Below are 16,568 nucleotides of genomic sequence, written 5' to 3'. Positions count from 1 at the left end.
CAGGGCGCCTGGGGCTGGACGTTCCGGAACGGCAAACTTCGCAGGCGGGTGGTTGACGGGATCCGGCGGTTTCGGGATCACCGATCTGGAGGGGAGAGGGACGGCTTGACGGATTCCGCCCGATCCCGGCCGGTCATGAGGCCGAGCGCAGATAATTGATCCTCGATTTCCAGAAGGTTCCAGACCGCGATGTCCCCGTTGGACCGTGAGATCGCCAGTCGTTGGCCGTCGGGACTCCACGCCAGCCACCAGATGGTTCCGTGTTCCTCGGGCAGGCTGTAGAGAAAGCCGCCGCTCTCCGGATCCCACAGGTTGACCCCCAGCCCGGATGGGGTGACGAGGGCAAGGCGTGATTCGTCGGGGCTCGCCGCGAGGTTCGCCACCGAGGGCCTGGCCGGGTCGCCGGGCAGGCGGGTGGCAAAGGTGCGGAGCCGTCGCCCGTCGGCGGGATCCACCACGGCGACCTCGCGGTCCCGGGTGACGTAGGCCAGCGCACCGCTCCGGGGCAGGAAGGTGTGGCCCTGGACAAAGTAGTTCTGGTTGTCGGTTGCCACCGTGCGGGTGGACCCCTGCGACAGGTCCCGAACCTGCAGTCTTGTGGTGAACTCGGGCTGCGAGGTCGCGGATTGCATGAACGCCACGCGCCGGTTCGCGGGATCAAAGATCGAACCCGCCAGGCCATTGGTCTCCACCAGCACCGGAGCGCCAAAGTCCCCACGACCCCGGGCGGATTCCAGCAATGCGGGGAAGTCCCATACCCGAAGCCCCGGTCCGATTGCGGCGAGATGGCGCCCGTCCGGACTGAGGTCAATGGACCACAGGGTTCCCCGGAATTCGGGATCTTCGGGCATGCGCCCAATCAGGGTCCCGGTGGCCGGCGACCAGAACGACAATTCCCCGGTGTTGTAGTAGCTGCTCACGAGCACATCGCCTGCAGGACTGAAGGCCAGGGCCTGCCCGGGGCCCGGCAGGCTGCCGATCTGCCGGTGGTCCCCGGGTTTTGCCAGGTTCCAGACCCGGAGCGTGCGGTCCTTGCCCACCGAGGCGAGTTGAGTGCCGTCCGGAGTGAAGACCACCGCGGGTACCCCGCCCTGATGCCCCTGCAGGCGGATCCGTTCGCCGTCGGCCTTGAGGCTCACGATGTCACCCCCGTTCGAATGGGTCAGCAGCAGCACCGAACCGTCCTGGCTGAAGGATTCCCCGTTGGGAATGGCATTGAGATTCAACAGGGCCACTTCGCGCCCGGTCTCGAGCTGGATCAGACGGACCGCCATTTCCTGGGGTGACGGCACGGCCAGCAGCGTCGGGACCCCTCCGAGAGCGGCCCCCAGGGACTGCTCAAAGGCCCCGCTCAGGCTGAGCAGCGGACGGAAGGAGCGCGTGTCGTACACGACCACCGCATGGTCGAAGGTCGCGGCCAGTGCCTGGCCGTCCGGCGCGAAGGACAGTCCCCAGCCCGGCCCGAGCTTCGGGACCACCACCGCGACCTGCCGACGGGTTTCGAGATCCCAGAGCTCGAGTTGTACATCAAATGCTTCGTCTCCCTCGAAGCTGAAGAAGGCGACCTGGCGACGGTCGGGACCGAGTGCGGCCTGGGGAAGCCACGGCATGCGGTTGCCCAACGGCAGCACGGCCAATTCGACGTCGCGTTCCGGATCCAGCAGCGTGAGGGTCGTCCGGTTCGTGCTCAGGAGGAACGCCACGGGGCCGTCGGGGCTGGACACAAACTGAGTCCGTCCCGCCGGGGTTCGGGCCTGCTGCAGTATCCAGGAGCCGTCCGCACGGACGGTCCATTGCTCCACCCGGAAGGTGTCCGGGCGCACCGAGGTCCCTGGCGCGACATCAACGAGGGCGACCCATAGGGTGAGGCCGCGACGGTCCAGGGCCAGGGACACCGGATGCCCCCCGACGGCGAGCCGGGCGCGTTCGTGTCCGGTGCGGGATTCCCGAAGGGACACGGCCCGATGCTCCGGTTCGGCCAGTGCGGCGAGGGTGCCGTCGCCGCTGAGCGCCCCCGCCCCGACGCCGCCCGGGATGGGCATCTTGACCGGGTCGAGGCCGACCCAGTCGCCAAACGAGGCCGAGGCCTCGCGACGGAGTTGTCCGAGGTCTGCATTGACCGCCCCGAGCGTGAGGGCCTGGTTCAGCCGGTCGAACACTTCGCGGCGATAGCCCAGCCGGCGCATTCTCCGGATGGACCCCGCCTCGCGCAGGAGGGACTCGTATAATCGCTCCCGCGCCAGGTCGCGCTGCCGGGCCGCCTGTTCCATCGCCTGGCCGGCGTCACGCGCCGCCACCTCTGCCTGGACCCGCAGGGTTTGCTGCTCGCGTTCCGCGGCGCTTTTGCCGGCGTACAGCCAGAGGCTGATCCCCAGCCCGGAAACCAGCGCCAGCACCACGACTGCGGCCGCTGAAAACGCGAGCCGATGCCGTCGCAACGATTTCCGGAACCGGTACGCGGCGCTCGGGGGGCGGGCGATCACCGGCTCGTTGTTCAGATGGCGCCGCAGGTCCGCCGCCAGGGCTCCGGCGGAGTCGTACCGACGCGTCCGGTCCTTCTCCAGACACTTCATGACGATCCAGTCCAGGTCGCCCCGGACCTGGTGCAGGAGCCGCGATGCATCCGTCGAATGTCGCTGTGCCGTGGTGGTCAGCCGGGGACCCGGAAGGGCCGCCAGACGATTGCTGGGCCGCAGGGGCTCCTGCTCCCGGAGGGTCCGCCGCATGGCGTCGAGCCCCGAGGCCATCAGCTCCCGGGAATCGAACGGCGTGCAGCCGGCGAGCAATTCGTACAGCAGGACTCCCAGGCTGTAGATGTCGCTGCGGGTATCCATGTCCAGTCCGCTCATCTCCGCCTGCTCCGGGCTCATATAGGCCGGCGTGCCGATGAACTGATGCAACTGGGTATAAACGGTGGCGTCGGTCAGCCGCCCTTCGGTCGCCTTGGCGATGCCGAAATCAATCACCTTGGGCACGCCCGCGGCCGCGGGGCCGTCAGACGTTGTGACCAGGATGTTGGATGGCTTGATGTCCCGATGGATGATCCCCTTCTGGTGGGCGTGCTGGATGGCCTGGCAGACCTGGATGAACAGCTCGATCCGGTGACGGGTGGTGAGGCGATTGCGGTCGCAGTACTCGGTGATCCGGATGCCCCGGACCAGTTCCATGACGAAAAAGGGTCTTCCCTGCGCGGTTGTGCCGGCGTCGAGAACCCGGGCGATGTTTGGATGATCCATCATCGCCAGGGCCTGCCGCTCCGCCTCGAAGCGTGCGACCACGGACCGGGTGTCCATCCCCAGCTTGATCACCTTCAGGGCGACACGGCGCCGGACCGGTTCGGTCTGTTCGGCGACGTACACCAGGCCGCAGCCGCCTTCTCCCAGCTTCTCAAGCAGCCGGTACCGGCCCACCTCCGTGCCGATTTGCAGGGTCGCGGCCCCGGACAGCTCGTTGTCCGGCAGGAAGGTCTCCGACGGCAGGGTGGAGGCATCGGATGCCGGATCGTCCGGGCGCCCGGACGTTTCGGGTGGTGCCAGGCGCCGCCGCAGCCGCTCTCTCAACGCGGGATCACCGGTGCATTCACGATCCAGCCAGGCGTCGCGTTCGGCCTCGGGGATTTCGAGAACTCTGGCGAGCAGGGTGACTTCGCGCGGGGTGCTCACTGGGGAATCCTGCCGGAAGCCCTCGGGGTTTCCCTGTATGCTTCACGGACTCCGCTTTAGGGAGAGGCACGGTTCAATTGAACTTGTTCCTCCGATAGGCGCCCATCTCCGGGGCGTCCGGGTTCACCTCGGGGCCGAAGTAGCGCAGCGTGACGAGCGGCTCGGTCGCGCTGGTGTTCTCGAAGGTCACGCCCTGCTTCGCGCCGTCCTCGGTGCAGAAGTATTCGTCCTCGGTGAGCTCGGTGAACCGGATGAGTTTCGGGCTGTTCAGCGGCAGCCCGTTGATCGTGCCCCGGCCCTGGACGCAGATGAGGCCGTAGGCGCCCCTGTCGTTGATCGTGCACCCGGCGCCGGGTTCGACGGTCAGTTCCTTCGCCGTGAAGTACTGGATGCCGTCCACCTTGCCGTACACGATCCAGCGATCCACAAAGCCTTCGGCACGGGTGTCGGCGACGGGCACGGGTTCGAGGTAGTGGTTGTCCTTGAAGTGAGGGTCCACGTTCTTGTCCCAGTCGAGCTGGTCCACGATGAAATCAATGTCCTGGTGTTTGCTTTTCGGCATGTCCTTCACCAGCAGGCTCCACGGTACTTCCCGGCCCTCCACGAGGTTTTGATACATGCCGAAGACGTCGGAGCCCCACTGCGGCTCGTAGGTGCAGAGCGAACCGGGCGCGTGGAGGATGCAGGGATCAATGAGCCAGCCGGTGCCGACCTTGAGGCGGTAGGCCTTGGAGAGGTCGAGGATGCCGTTGTCGCCCTTGTTCCAGTTGCGGAGGCACTGCTTCACCTGCTCCCGGGTGGTGCCCGGTTCGAACCCCATGAACGTGTAGGGGAAGTTGTTGCCGACGTTGTTGTGCTGCGGCGGGAAGTAGTAGCTCTCGGGCTTGCCTTCCTGGCCGACGAGGCGGGCCTGCTTCATGGACTGGTGCATGTGGTGCGGAATTGGCCCCATGTTGTCGAAGAACTTCGAGTAAACGGGCCATTTGCCATACTTCTTCCAGATCGTCTGGCCCACGAGCGTGGCGCCGCAGTCCGCAACCGCCTGCGCCAGCGTGAAGCGTTCGCTGCCCACGACGACATAGTTCAGCCCTTCGTCCCACGCGCGGCCCTCGTTGGCGGTGGGCGTGGTGGACGCGAACCACCGCTCGTCTATGCCGCCGCGGTTCAGGCCGTACGCGTAGGTGTCGTCCGGATGCAGCTTGATGCGCAGGCCTGGCTGCAGAAACGACCGGGGCACCCAGGCGGGCGCGAGCCGCAGGAGGCCGCCGGTGCGGGAGAGTTCCGCGGCGACCTTGCCGGCGGTGTTCTTCTTGAGGGTCTTGAGCTGCGTGATGTGCGACATGGCGGGGACTTTATGCGTTCAGGGGGACGAGGACGATCTGGCGATGGAACACTGTGGATTCGGATGGTTCGCGCGCAGCGTATCGGGATCCGACGCCGGCGTGCCAATCCAAAAGGGCGGCCCCTGGCGGTGAAATGAAGCCGGCGCCCGGAGGATCGCACCCCGGGCGCCGTTTTCGCAGGAGGCCTGCCGCCTGCGCCGACGGATCACTCTCCCGCCGTGCCGGGCGGACGCGGCCCCCGGGGTCCGCCACGTTTGCCGCCGGGACCACGGCCTTCGCCGGGGGCGCCTTCAGGACGTGCCGGACGCACCTCTTCCACCGACAACACGCCGTCGCCATCGGCATCCAGCGCCGCCAGGGCGGCCGGTGCAGCGGCAATCTCGGTGGCGTCGAGGATGCCATCGCGGTTCACGTCGAGGAGGACGATCAGGAATCCGCCGCCAGGTCCGCCCCGGCGCGGACCGCCGGCCGGCCGGGCGTCGTCGTCGCCCGGACGCCCCGGACGGCCGCCATCCCTGCCCCTGCCGCGGGGCTGCAGTTCGTCGGGCGTCAACTGGCCGTCGCCATTGGCATCCAGCGCGGCGAGGACATCGGCGGCCTGCGCGATTTCCGTCGCGTCGAGGAACCCGTCTTGGTTCGCATCCAGAACGCCCAGACCCGGGGGATGCGGACGGCCTTGGGGTCCCGACGGACGTTCCGGGGCGTTTTGGGCGGTGAGGGTGAGGGTGCCGGCGCCGAGGAGGGCTGCCAGCAGTGAGGGAACGGTGCGCTTCATGAGTTTCAGGGAACGAATGATTTTTGTTTTGTGGCCGACGTTCATGCCGTCGCGCTTCACCCACAGCAGACGGCCCTGAAGTAAAGGATCCGTGTGAAGGCGCCGGAAAAGCGTAAAGCGGAGGTAAATCTGCCGGCGGAACGATGGCGACGCATCCCGGCACCCCGGGGCGCAATGCGCCATCAAGTTTCCGCAAGCTGCGGATTGGCGGGCGGCCGGACCTGAACCAGCTTGGGGCGATGAAACGTTGCAGCGGCCTTTGGACCGCCATCGGATTGGCCCTGTCCGGGATCCTGCCGCTCCGCGCCCTCGATTCGGTGCCATCGCTGCCCGAGGCGGCGACGAGCTTTGGAGCCACCGTTCTGGGAGAGTTTCTTTACGTTTATGGTGGCCATACCGGGGAACGCCACGTGTACACGGCCGACAAGGTTTCTGGTGCCTTCCATCGGGTGGCGTTGGCGCCCGGCGCGACCTGGGAGGTGCTCCCGAGCGGACCGGCCGCCCAGGGGACGGCCCTGGTGGCCGTGGACGGCCACTTGGTGCGGGTGGGCGGCATGGCGGCCCGCAATCTGGCCGGCGAGCCGTCGAACCTGCAATCCCTCGACAGCGTTGCCCGGTATGATCCGAAGACCGGGGACTGGTCGGAACTGCCGCCGCTTCCGGCGGCGCGCAGCAGCCACGATGTTGCGGTCATCGGGCGCAGCCTCTATGCCGGGGGTGGCTGGCGGCTGGCCGGGGGGGCGAACGCCGGAGTCTTCCACACCAACATCGCCGTTCTGAACCTCGCGGACGACGCGCCGGCCTGGAGACTGTTGCCCCAACCATTCGCCCGGCGTGGCCTTGCCCTCGCGGCGCTTGGCGGCCGTCTCTATTTCATCGGCGGCATGACCGGTGATGGCGCGACGACGCTGGCCGTGGATATTTTCGACACCCGGACGGGGGGTTGGTCCCGAGGACCGGATCTTCCCTCCGGAAAACTGAAGGGATTTGGCAACTCCGCAGTGACCGCCGGCGACCGGATCTACGTCAGCGGACTCAGCGGCGAGGTGCATGCCCTTACGACGGATTCCAGCGAATGGGAGCGCGTCGCCCAGCTGCGCCAGCGCCGGTTCTTCCACAGGCTCGTTGCGGCGAACGATCAGACGCTGCTGGCACTGGGGGGGGAGGATGAGGAAGGAAAGATCGCCACCGTGGAGGTCATCAGGATCGGAGGCCCCGGGGCCGACGGCGCTGCGGCGGTGGCGCCAGCGGCATCCCGGATCACCGGGTGGAACCAGTGGCGCGGACCCGACCGCGACGGGCACTCAACGGAAACCGGCTGGAACAAGGACTGGTCCGGTGCCGGCCCCCGGCCGTTATGGAGGACGCGGGTCGGGACGGGGATGAGCGCGCCGGTCATTGTGGACGGCTGCGTGCTCCTGTGCGGCAACGACGGACGCGACACCGACCAGGTGATGTGTCTCGACGTGTTGAGCGGTGAGTCGCTCTGGACGTTTGAGTCGTCCGGTCCCTCCAAGGTGCATGAAATGGCCATCGTGCCGCCGGGACCTGCGGCGACGCCCACCGTCATTGGCGACCGGGTTCATCACCTGACCCGCGAAGGCGTGCTCCAGGTGCTGGATCTTGCCACCGGGAAGCTGCTGTGGAGCCGCGATCTTCCGGGCGAACTCGGAGGCAGGCGCCCGGTTTACGGCTATACCCAGTCTCCTCTTGTGGATGGTGGCCGGATCTTCCTCGACATTGGGGCTCCCCCGGGTGCCCCAGGTTCCACCGTGGCGCTTGACGCTGCGACCGGCGACCTGCGCTGGCGGTCCGGTGTCGGGGAAGCTGGTTACAGCTCCGCACGCGCCTTTTCGCGCGACGGCGCGCGGTGGGTGGCGATGTTCAAGGGTGAAGGACTGCAGGTGTACGACCCGTCCGACGGCCGGGTTGCCGCGAGCCACGACCTGACCTCCCGGGACTTCTGCAACGCGCTCACGCCGGTGTTCGTCGGCGATCGGATCCTGGTCAGCAACACGGGAGGCACCCCGGCAGCCTTGCTCGAGTGGGGAGCGGACGGCCTGAAGCCGGCGTGGACACAACCCGCGTTTGCGATGCTGTTCAACAACGCGATTTTGCACGAGGGATGCCTGTTCGGATTTGATGAACAACGCCGTGGGGCCAATGCGTTTGTCTGCCTCGACGCGGCGTCGGGCGCCGTGCGGTGGGAGAGCGATGCGGTCGAGGTCGGGGTGTTCCTTTGGGCCGACAACCACTGGCTGTTTTTCACGCGCCGGGGCGAGGTCGTGCTGGCACCGGCGTCCCGGGACTCCCTGGAACCCATGGCGCGGTTCCAGGCCGTCGGCGGGAAGTGTTATGCCACCCCGGCATTCGCCGGCGGCGTTCTGGTCGTGCGCAACAACGAGGGCGACGCTGTGGCCTACGATCTGCGCTCCCCGACCACGGGGTCTCCCGGGCGCTGAGGCTGGATCCCGTGGATCCTCCTTCACGCAGCGCACCCGTGGAGTTCGGGAAGGAGACGGGGGTCCTGGGTCCCAGCGTTTGGCCGCCATTGTTGCGACTCCATCCTGCAGGATGGCGGCATGGGACGGCGGATTCCTGGGCCCGGGTTCCATGAGGTGCCGGTTTTCGTTAGGATCGTGGGCATGGAGATCCCGCTCCCCCAAGGCATGCCGCCGGCCGACCGGCCCGCGCTGATTCCGGGCACGCTGTACCTGGTGGCGACCCCGATCGGGAACCTGGAGGACATCACGCTGCGCGCGCTGCGGGTTTTGAGGGAGTGCGACCTCGTGGCCGCCGAGGACACCCGTCATACCGGCCGCCTCCTGCAGCACCTCGGCCTCTCCAGGCCGATGGTCAGCTGCCATCACTTCAACGAGGCCCGGCGTGGGGCTGCCCTGCTGGATCGCCTGCGGGAGGGACAGACCGTGGCCCTGGTGTCCGATGCCGGCAGCCCCGGTGTGAGCGACCCGGGCGAACGGGTCGTCGCCGCGGCGCGGGCGGCAGGTCTGCGGGTTGAACCGGTACCCGGCCCCTGCGCCCTCGTCGCCGCGCTCACCGCCAGCGGGCTCCCCACGGAAGAGTTCCATTTTGTCGGATTCCTGCCCCACAAGCCGGGGCAGCGGGCGCGCCGCCTGCACGAGCTGTCCCGCATCCCCGGCACGCTGGTCCTGTACGAATCCCCGTTCCGCATCGTCCGCCTGGTTGGCGAACTGGCATCGCACCTTCCGGATCGTGAGGTGGTCCTCGCCCGGGAGCTCACCAAGAAGTTCGAGGAATGGCTCCGTGGGCGTCCGGCGGCGCTGGCAACCCTCCTTGCCGCCCGCCCGCGCCGCGGTGAATTCGTCGTCCTGATCGCACCCGCAGCACCGGACAGCGCCGGTGGTGCCGGGACATCGGTTGACGATCCGGCGGGCCCCGCTCGTTGACACTTGCCCCCGCCGTTCGCATCTTGGTCCCGATGAGCTTCGACATCTCCGAACTCCTGTCGGGTTGGGATTACAAGCCCGGCCAGGTGGTGGCCCGGCGATTTTCCGGCCAGGATGGTCGGGAGAAGGTTCAATTGCGGGTGGATCTTGGGGTCCTCCAGATGAACGCCGAGGGGCGTCCGGACGGCCGACGCCCCATGGCGCACGACACCTGGCATGATTTCCAGCTCGAGCGTCTGCGGCGTCACGTTGAGGCCAAAGGAGATGACGAGGGCTTCATTCTCGACGCGGACGCCTGCGCGAAGCTCCAGCAGGAATGCATCCAGTACCATCATCGCTACATCTGCTTCTTCCAGTTGGAGGACTTCACGGCCGTGGAGCGGGACTGCGAGCGAAACCTGCGGGTGTTTGAGTTTGTGGCGGAGTACGCGTTGTCGGACGAGCTCGCGTGGTCGCTCCTGCAGTTCGTGCCCCAGCTCCTGATGATGCGCACGCGCGCCCGGGGCACCGCGCTGGTCCGGCGGCGTCGGCACGACAAGGCGTGCGCGGTCATTGAGGAGGGCCTGGAGGAATTGGAGGCATTCTACCGGGAGAACGGCCGGGAGGACCTCATGGGCGGCAGTGGGGAGATCGCTTCGTTGCGCACCTGGATGGAGGAGATTCGGGAGAGGCGTCCGCTCACCGAGATCGAAAAACTTCAGCGGGACCTCGAAGAGGCGATCCGCCTGGAGGACTATGAACGGGCCGCTGCCGTGCGGGATCAGATGCGCAAGCTCCAGGCTTCCGAATCCTGAACGGCCGCCCCCCGGATCGCCGCCCCTCATGTCCCTGCAGGAAACGCTCACGGCCGGGCTCAAGGCCGCAATGATCGCGCGCAACGCCGACCGCACCGCCACGCTCCGGCTGATCAAGTCGGCCCTGGGCTACGTGCAGATTGAACGGAAGACGGACACGCTGGCCGACGCCGACGTGCTGGCCGTGCTCCAGCGCGAGGCGAAGAAGCGTCGGGACGCCAGCGAGGAGTATGTGCGCGGGGGCCGGCCCGAGCTGGCCGCGAGGGAACAGGCCGAACTGGTCATCATTGAGGAGTTCCTGCCCAAGGCGCTGTCGGAGGCGGAACTGGAAACCCTGGTGCGGACGGTGCTCGCCGAGACCGGCGCCACCAGCCGGAAGGAGATGGGCGTGGCGATGAAGGCCGCCCAGGCCCGCGCCGGGGGACGGGCGGATGGCAGGGCGTTGAGCGCCGTGGTCACCCGGCTGCTTGGTTGAACGCGCGTCCCCGTTCGGGGATCCCGAAAGGTGCACCGCGGTCCTGGCGGAGCCGCTCAGCCGGCAGCCACTGCCGCTGGAGGATCATTTGAGGCTGGTGAGCGCCGGGCGGATTTCGGCCGGGCGGCTTGGGCCAGCTCTTCAAAGACACCTTCGAAATCATCGAACACACGGTCCAGGGTGAATCGCTGCTGGACGGTCCGGTGTCCGGCATTGACCCATGCGGCGCGCATGGCGGGATTTCCCAGCACGGCCGTGAGTCTTGCCAGGTAGTCTGTCAGATTTCCCGGAGCGGCCATGCCGCCATTGACCCCCTGGGTGATGATCTCGGGAACCCCCCCGTCGCAGGCCCCGATCACCGGTACTCCGGCAGCCATTCCCTCAATGATCACCCGGCCGAAGGGTTCCGGTTTGATCGAGCAGTGGATCAGGAGGTCAATCTGGGCGAGGGCGTCGGCCTCGCTCGGCGGCGGCGGCGGGAAGCTGACGCGTCCGCGCAGGCCCCGATCGCGCACGAACTCCCGCAAGGACGCTGCGAATGCCTCGTCCTCCCGGGCGACGGGACCGAGGAGCACAAACCGTCCGGGCCGGCGTTCGGCGGCCCACCGCTCCGCAAGTTCGAGAAAAAACCTGGGGCCTTTCCACGGGGTGATCCGGCCCACAAATCCGATCAGAGGTTCGCCGGGCTTCAGGCGGAGCTGGCGGCGGAGCAGGGTGGAATGACCCCGCTGATGGCGGCGCAGAGGGATGCCGTTGTGAACGACCCGGATGCGGTTTTCAGGCACCCCGGCCTGTTTGAGGGCGGTGGCGCCATAGTGTGAGACCGGCACCAACCGGGTGGCGTGCGCGAGGGCCTCCGAGACGAAGGTCCGGCGCGCGGCCCAAGAGAAGAAGTCGGGGGTCAAGTTTTCATTGACCCACCACACGCTGGGGATGCCCGCCGCCGCCGCGGCCATTCCGGCCGCCAGATGATCGCGTCCCGAACATGAGATCACCGCCTCGGGCTGGAACCCCGCGAGGAGGTCCTGAAGCCGTCGGGCCGCCTGTTCCCGGTGTCGCGCGGTGCCCAGGCGGAACAGCCGTCCCAGCCGACCGACGGGCTCCGGATGCCGGTAGTGCTGCCGCAGGATCCGCTGCCGGGTCAGCGTGCCGGACAGGGGGCTGGCCGGATCGCAGGCCACCCGGATCTCCCACTGGGTGCGTGCTTGGGGGTGGCCCAGCAATTCGATCAGGTTCACCTGGGCACCACCGGGCGTGGCGGGGTGTCCATCAACGAACAAGAGGCGGCGGGGCTTCATGGGAACCGAGGGTTGGCGTCCGCAGCGCAACGGAGCACACCCCGGGCCGGACGCACGGAAATTGTTGCAGACGCTCTCTGGAACCCTGCGGACACCGCCCCGGTCGCTCCCGCAAGCACGGGGGACCCTCGAGTGTCAGGACAGAATCCGGCGGCCCTCGTCGAGGAAGATGCCCTTGAACATCATGTCGAGGGCCTGCGGGTTGCTGGCTTTTCCGAGAGCCTCCGCCTCGGTCACTTTGCGTGCCTTGACCAGGTCGTAGAGGGCCTGGTTGAAGGTCTGCATGCCGTCGTCGCGTCCGGTCTCGATCGCGGCACCGATCTTCTCGAGCCGGTTTTCCTCGAGCATTTTCCGGACGGTCGGGGTGTTGATCAGGATCTCGAGCGCCGGGGTCACGCCGCCGGTGGCGGTGGCCACCATGCGCTGGCACACCACGGCCTTGAGGGTGCCGGCGAGCTGGCGGCGCACCTGCTCGCGCTCGTCGGGCTTGAAGAAGTCAAGGATGCGCCCGATGGACTGCGCCGCATTCTGGGTATGGAGCGTGGACAGCACCAGATGGCCGGTGTCGGCCGCCTGCATCGCGGCGGTGAAGCTCACCGCATCGCGCATTTCGCCCACCATGATGATGTCGGGATCCTGCCGCAGCACGTGTTTCAGGCCGCTCTGGAAGCTGGAAGTGTCGAGGCCGATCTCCCGCTGCTCGATGACCGACTGGTTGTCCTCGAACACAAACTCGATGGGATCCTCCAGGGTGATGATGTGCCGTTTGAAGTTGGCGTTGATGTGCTCGAGCATCGCCGCGAGCGTCGTGGACTTGCCGGAGCCCGTGGTGCCGGCCACAAGCACGATGCCGCGATGCGACGACGCGATGTCCTTGAGCACCGGCAGCAGTCCCAGTTCCTCGAAGCTGGGGACCTGGGTCTTCACGTAGCGCATGGCCAGGGCGAAGGAGCCCTTTTGCTGGAAAATGTTGGTGCGGAATCGCCCGATCCCCGGTTCCAGGTAGCTGAAGTCCACCTCGCGATCCTCGTCCAGGCGCTTTCGGGCGTGAGGGGGCACAATCTTTTCGACGACCGAGTTCATCCACGTGTCGGTGGGCTGCGGGGCCTCGATGACGATCAACTGACGATTGAGGCGCAGGACGAATGGGGCTCCGACCTTGATGTGCACGTCGGACGCGCCGCCCTCAACGGCGGCCTTCAGGACGCCCCGGAGTAGTTCCATGATTTCCATAGTGAATTCGGGCCGAGAGGTTAGCAGGACCGGGGCCGGGCGGAACGCAATTTTCAAACCTGCCCGCTCCCCGGGAATTCCGGGCGCCGGGAGAGTCCGCGTCGTCAACCGGCGGGCTGCCCGATGTCACCTGTCCGATGCCGTCCATGGAATGGCGCCCCGGCCTCCCGTTTTCGCGCGATTTCAACCACGGATGGCGTTAGCCTGCCGGTGTGGCCGCCGCAGAGATCCTGGGATTCATTCTGACGTTGCTGGTGATGGTCTGCGGCATTGCCGGAGCAATTCTTCCGGGCCTGCCGGGCACTCCGCTGATTTTCCTGGCGGCCCTGGGCCACCGGCTTTGGTTTGGAGACCGCAGCGCCACCTGGGGGGTCGTGGCCGTGCTGGGATTGCTGGCGGCCTTCTCGATGGTCCTTGATTTTGTGGCGACCACCTATGGCGCGCGCCGTCTTGGGGCGACGTGGCGAGGGATGTTGGGGGCCGTGATGGGGGCGATGGTGGGCCTGTTTGTACTGCCACCGTTCGGACTCGTCCTCCTCCCCCTGATCGGGGCGGCCCTCGCGGAACTGCTGGGAGGTCGGCAATGGGGGGAGGCGGGGAAGGCGGGCGTGGGTGCGGCGATCGGGGTGCTCGCCGGCACCCTCGGCAAGATCGGGTGCAGCCTGGCGATGGTCGCCCTCTGGCTGTTCAACGCCCTGTGGCGCCTGCTGGAGTCGCCCCCCGCCGGATGAGACCCGGTTGAGGTCGTGCAGCCGACCTGGGGAGCGGCCTACCCGGGAGTGGTTTCCCTCGACCGCGCCGCCGGGGTTCGGGATTCCCCACCCGGCGCCGTTCCAGAGGCATAATGGGTGCCGTAGAACTTGTTGGAATGGTAGTAGTGGTCGCCGTAGTAGGAATGGCGGCCTTCAAAATCCAGATCGTTGATCACCATGCCGATCAGGTGAATTCCGGCGTCCTGAATCCGCTGCACCGACCGCAGGACGCTGTCCCGTCGAACCTTGTTGAACTTGGTGACGTAGATCATGCCGTCACTCAGCGCCCCGACGATCAGGGGATCCGCCACGGCGGTGGTCGGAGGGCAGTCGAGGACAATCCGGTCGTAATGCTGCGCCGCGTCGCGCAGGAATTGCTTCATGCGCGGCGACGCGAGGAGTTCCGATGGGTTTGGCGGGAGCTTCCCGCAACACACCACACTGAGATTCGGCACCTCCGTCGTGTGGACGATCTCCTCAAGGTTCCGAACGTTCTCGGAAAGATAGGCCGAGAGCCCGGCGGGACTTTGCAGCCCAAAGGCCTTCTGGACGGTTGGGCGGCGCATGTCGGCGTCCACCAGAAGCGTCCGCGCCCCGGTCTGCGCCGTGACGATCGCATAGTTGCAGGCGAAGACCGATTTGCCCTCCTCCGGGACGGTGCTGGTGACACTGACCGACCGGAGCCGGTCGGCGTTGCGGGCCAGGGCCACGGTTGCCCGCAGGGTCCGGAAGCCCTCCGAAGGGGTCGAGGCCGGCTGGAGGTGGGTGTGAACCTCGCGTTTCGCGGCATCCTTGACCTTGATGCGCGGGATGTAGCCGAGAAAGGCCAGCCCGAGGAACGATTCCACGTCTTCCTGGCTCTTCACCGAGTCGTCGAGCAAATTGACGAAGAACGCCAGGCCGATGGCCAGCCCGAAGCCCAGGACGATGCTGGCGGCGAGGATCATGCGGCGGTTCGGCTTGATCGGACGCGGCTGCGGCTCGGCCATGTAATCAATCATGATGTTCTGCTGCGTGTCCTTGGTGTTCAGCGTGTACTCACGCATTTTCGAGAGCACCTGCTGGTAGAAGACCTCCTCCCGCTCCCGTTTCCGGGTCAACACCTCGTATTGGGCCCGGGCCTCGTTCAACTCCGCGATCCGTTTCGAGGCCGCCGCAAAGCGCTGGCGGGCCTGGGCCTCCTTGGCCTTCTCCACCTGAACGGTGGTCAGGAGGGTGTCGAACGCCCGCTGTGCCTCGCCCCGCAGGCTGCCGCGATCCTTCTCCAGCGCCTTCAACACCTCCTCGACCCTCGGATGCTTGTCCTTGTAGCGCGTGCGCAATTCGGCCAGCCGTGATTCGTTGAGCACGATCCGCGCCTTCACCGCGTTCACCAGCGGGTCCTGGTTGACCACCGAAAAGTCCGCGACGTCCCGGCCGGCCGCCTTCCAATTCTCGGCTTCCTCTGCAATCTTTTCGGCCTCGGCAGTCCGCAGGTTCTGACGCGACAGATCCTCCTGGGCGTTTCGCAACGCCTGAAGATCCACGTTCTCCGCCTGCCGGGTGTCGTCCACCAACGACATCATTCCCTTTTCGACCCGGTACTTGTGGAGGGCCTCGATGGCCGCGGTCAGCTCCTTTTCCGCCGTGGCGGACTCCTTTTTCAAAAGATCCAGCCCCGAAAGGGCCTTGGTCATCTTGCGGTCCCGGCTTTGGCGCTGATAGGCCTCCATGAGGGTGTTGACCATGTCGGCCGCCCGGCGGGGATCCGTGTGCCGCGCCTTGATGTAAACCAGTCGGGAGAGCCGGACGGGGTCCACCTGGATGTCTTCCGTGACCGCGCGAATCCGGTCCTCCGAGAGTGCATATCTCGGATCCTCCTCCAGCCGGAGTTTCTGGATGACCGTTTCGATGAGGGTCGGACTGGTGATGCTCTGGTACTGGGTTTGGAGGTAGTCCTGATCCTTGACCCCCCACATCAGCGAATCACGGAGGCTCAGCACCCCGCCCGTCTCGGGGTCAATCTGGATCCGGCCCACCGCCTCGTAGATGGCCGGCGACTTGAACGCGTACAGGGCCCCGAGAGTGACGACGAGGGCGAAGGTGCAGAAAACCAGCCAGCGGCGCTCCAGAACGACCAGCCAGTAGCGCCGAAGCTGGAAGGAGTCGCCGAGGCGCCCGGGGGATTTCCCCGGAGAGGGGGAGGAGGAGGTATCCATGCGAAGTCAGAAGCCGCGAACCGCTAAAACACCGACTGCCCGACTTCAATCACGTCGTCGGGCTCGACATACAGCTTCCGGGCGGGATCGGTGATCTTCTTCAGTTCATCGTACGAAATCTGGATTTTGCGCCCCTTGCGCACCAGTTCGATCCGGCTCTTGTTGGCCAGCCGGGTGAAATCACCTGCCATGCCGATCACCTCGACGATGTCCACACGGCGATCCGAGGGGAGCAGAACAGTTCCCGGCCGGTTGACCTGCCCCAGCACGGTCACGATCTCTCGGGCGTACTCCTTCATCTCGATGTTCACCTGGGGATTCACGAACCAGTCCTTCATCAGGATCTGGCGGATCTTTTCCTGGGCCTCGGCAATGGTGAGTCCGGCCACCTGGACGTCCTGAACGAAGAAGTAGTTGATGGTGCCGTCGCCGGTCACCTTGGTCTCCTTGTTCATGTCCGGCTCACCCAAGACGCGAATGTTGAGGATGTCATTGGCCTGAATGCGCCGCGCGGTCTGCGGCCCGGGTTGCTGTGCCCGGATGCTCCAGCCACCGGCAATGGCCACGATGAAAAACCACCGCACAGCGGTGCAAAAGACGGCATTCATGG

The 16,568-nt window shown here is 66.6% G+C and carries 12 protein-coding genes; 5 read left to right on the top strand and 7 right to left on the bottom strand.

Features of this window, described 5'->3' with window-relative positions:
* Positions 1-77 precede the first annotated feature (77 nt).
* The 3 genes from KF791_07345 to KF791_07335 form a co-directional block, all read right to left on the bottom strand.
* Positions 78-3,662: a protein kinase gene (locus tag KF791_07345; protein MBX3732396.1), complete on the bottom strand. Its 3,585-nt coding sequence runs from the start codon at positions 3,660-3,662 to the stop codon at positions 78-80.
* Between the two features lie 73 nt (positions 3,663-3,735).
* A complete protein-coding gene (locus KF791_07340; GenBank protein MBX3732395.1) occupies positions 3,736-5,004 on the bottom strand; it encodes a hypothetical protein in 1,269 nt (422 codons plus the stop codon).
* Between the two features lie 206 nt (positions 5,005-5,210).
* Entirely contained in the window at positions 5,211-5,780 is a 570-nt protein-coding gene (locus tag KF791_07335; protein MBX3732394.1) for a hypothetical protein, read from the bottom strand.
* A gap of 143 nt (positions 5,781-5,923) precedes the next feature.
* On the opposite strand from KF791_07335, the gene KF791_07330 reads away from it, so the two are divergent.
* From KF791_07330 to KF791_07315, 4 genes are all read left to right on the top strand, one after another.
* Complete coding sequence (locus KF791_07330) at positions 5,924-8,242, top strand: PQQ-binding-like beta-propeller repeat protein (protein ID MBX3732393.1); 2,319 nt, start codon at positions 5,924-5,926, stop codon at positions 8,240-8,242.
* Between the two features lie 207 nt (positions 8,243-8,449).
* Complete coding sequence (gene rsmI / locus KF791_07325; protein ID MBX3732392.1) at positions 8,450-9,208, top strand: 16S rRNA (cytidine(1402)-2'-O)-methyltransferase; 759 nt, start codon at positions 8,450-8,452, stop codon at positions 9,206-9,208.
* A gap of 32 nt (positions 9,209-9,240) precedes the next feature.
* Complete coding sequence (locus tag KF791_07320; protein ID MBX3732391.1) at positions 9,241-10,002, top strand: UvrB/UvrC motif-containing protein; 762 nt, start codon at positions 9,241-9,243, stop codon at positions 10,000-10,002.
* Positions 10,003-10,030: 28 nt separating this feature from the next.
* Positions 10,031-10,477 carry a GatB/YqeY domain-containing protein gene (locus KF791_07315; GenBank protein ID MBX3732390.1) on the top strand — a complete coding sequence of 149 codons (447 nt, stop codon included), beginning with the start codon at positions 10,031-10,033 and terminating at the stop codon, positions 10,475-10,477.
* Positions 10,478-10,533: 56 nt separating this feature from the next.
* Here the strand turns inward: KF791_07315 and KF791_07310 are convergent, their stop codons facing one another.
* Together KF791_07310 and KF791_07305 are read right to left on the bottom strand one after the other, a co-directional pair.
* Complete coding sequence (locus tag KF791_07310) at positions 10,534-11,775, bottom strand: glycosyltransferase family 4 protein (protein ID MBX3732389.1); 1,242 nt, start codon at positions 11,773-11,775, stop codon at positions 10,534-10,536.
* Between the two features lie 135 nt (positions 11,776-11,910).
* Positions 11,911-12,999 carry a PilT/PilU family type 4a pilus ATPase gene (locus KF791_07305; GenBank protein MBX3732388.1) on the bottom strand — a complete coding sequence of 363 codons (1,089 nt, stop codon included), beginning with the start codon at positions 12,997-12,999 and terminating at the stop codon, positions 11,911-11,913.
* A gap of 221 nt (positions 13,000-13,220) precedes the next feature.
* On the opposite strand from KF791_07305, the gene KF791_07300 reads away from it, so the two are divergent.
* A complete protein-coding gene (locus KF791_07300) occupies positions 13,221-13,739 on the top strand; it encodes a DUF456 domain-containing protein (GenBank protein MBX3732387.1) in 519 nt (172 codons plus the stop codon).
* A gap of 38 nt (positions 13,740-13,777) precedes the next feature.
* On the opposite strand, the gene KF791_07295 is transcribed toward KF791_07300, so the two are convergent.
* Positions 13,778-15,958 carry a polysaccharide biosynthesis tyrosine autokinase gene (locus KF791_07295; protein MBX3732386.1) on the bottom strand — a complete coding sequence of 727 codons (2,181 nt, stop codon included), beginning with the start codon at positions 15,956-15,958 and terminating at the stop codon, positions 13,778-13,780.
* Positions 15,959-15,981: 23 nt separating this feature from the next.
* Complete coding sequence (locus KF791_07290) at positions 15,982-16,566, bottom strand: polysaccharide export protein (GenBank protein ID MBX3732385.1); 585 nt, start codon at positions 16,564-16,566, stop codon at positions 15,982-15,984.
* Positions 16,567-16,568: the final 2 nt, after the last annotated feature.

It is taken from the genome of Verrucomicrobiia bacterium (assembly GCA_019634635.1).
Classification (GTDB): domain Bacteria; phylum Verrucomicrobiota; class Verrucomicrobiia; order Limisphaerales; family UBA9464; genus UBA9464.
This window is presented reverse-complemented; position numbering and strand designations above follow the sequence as displayed.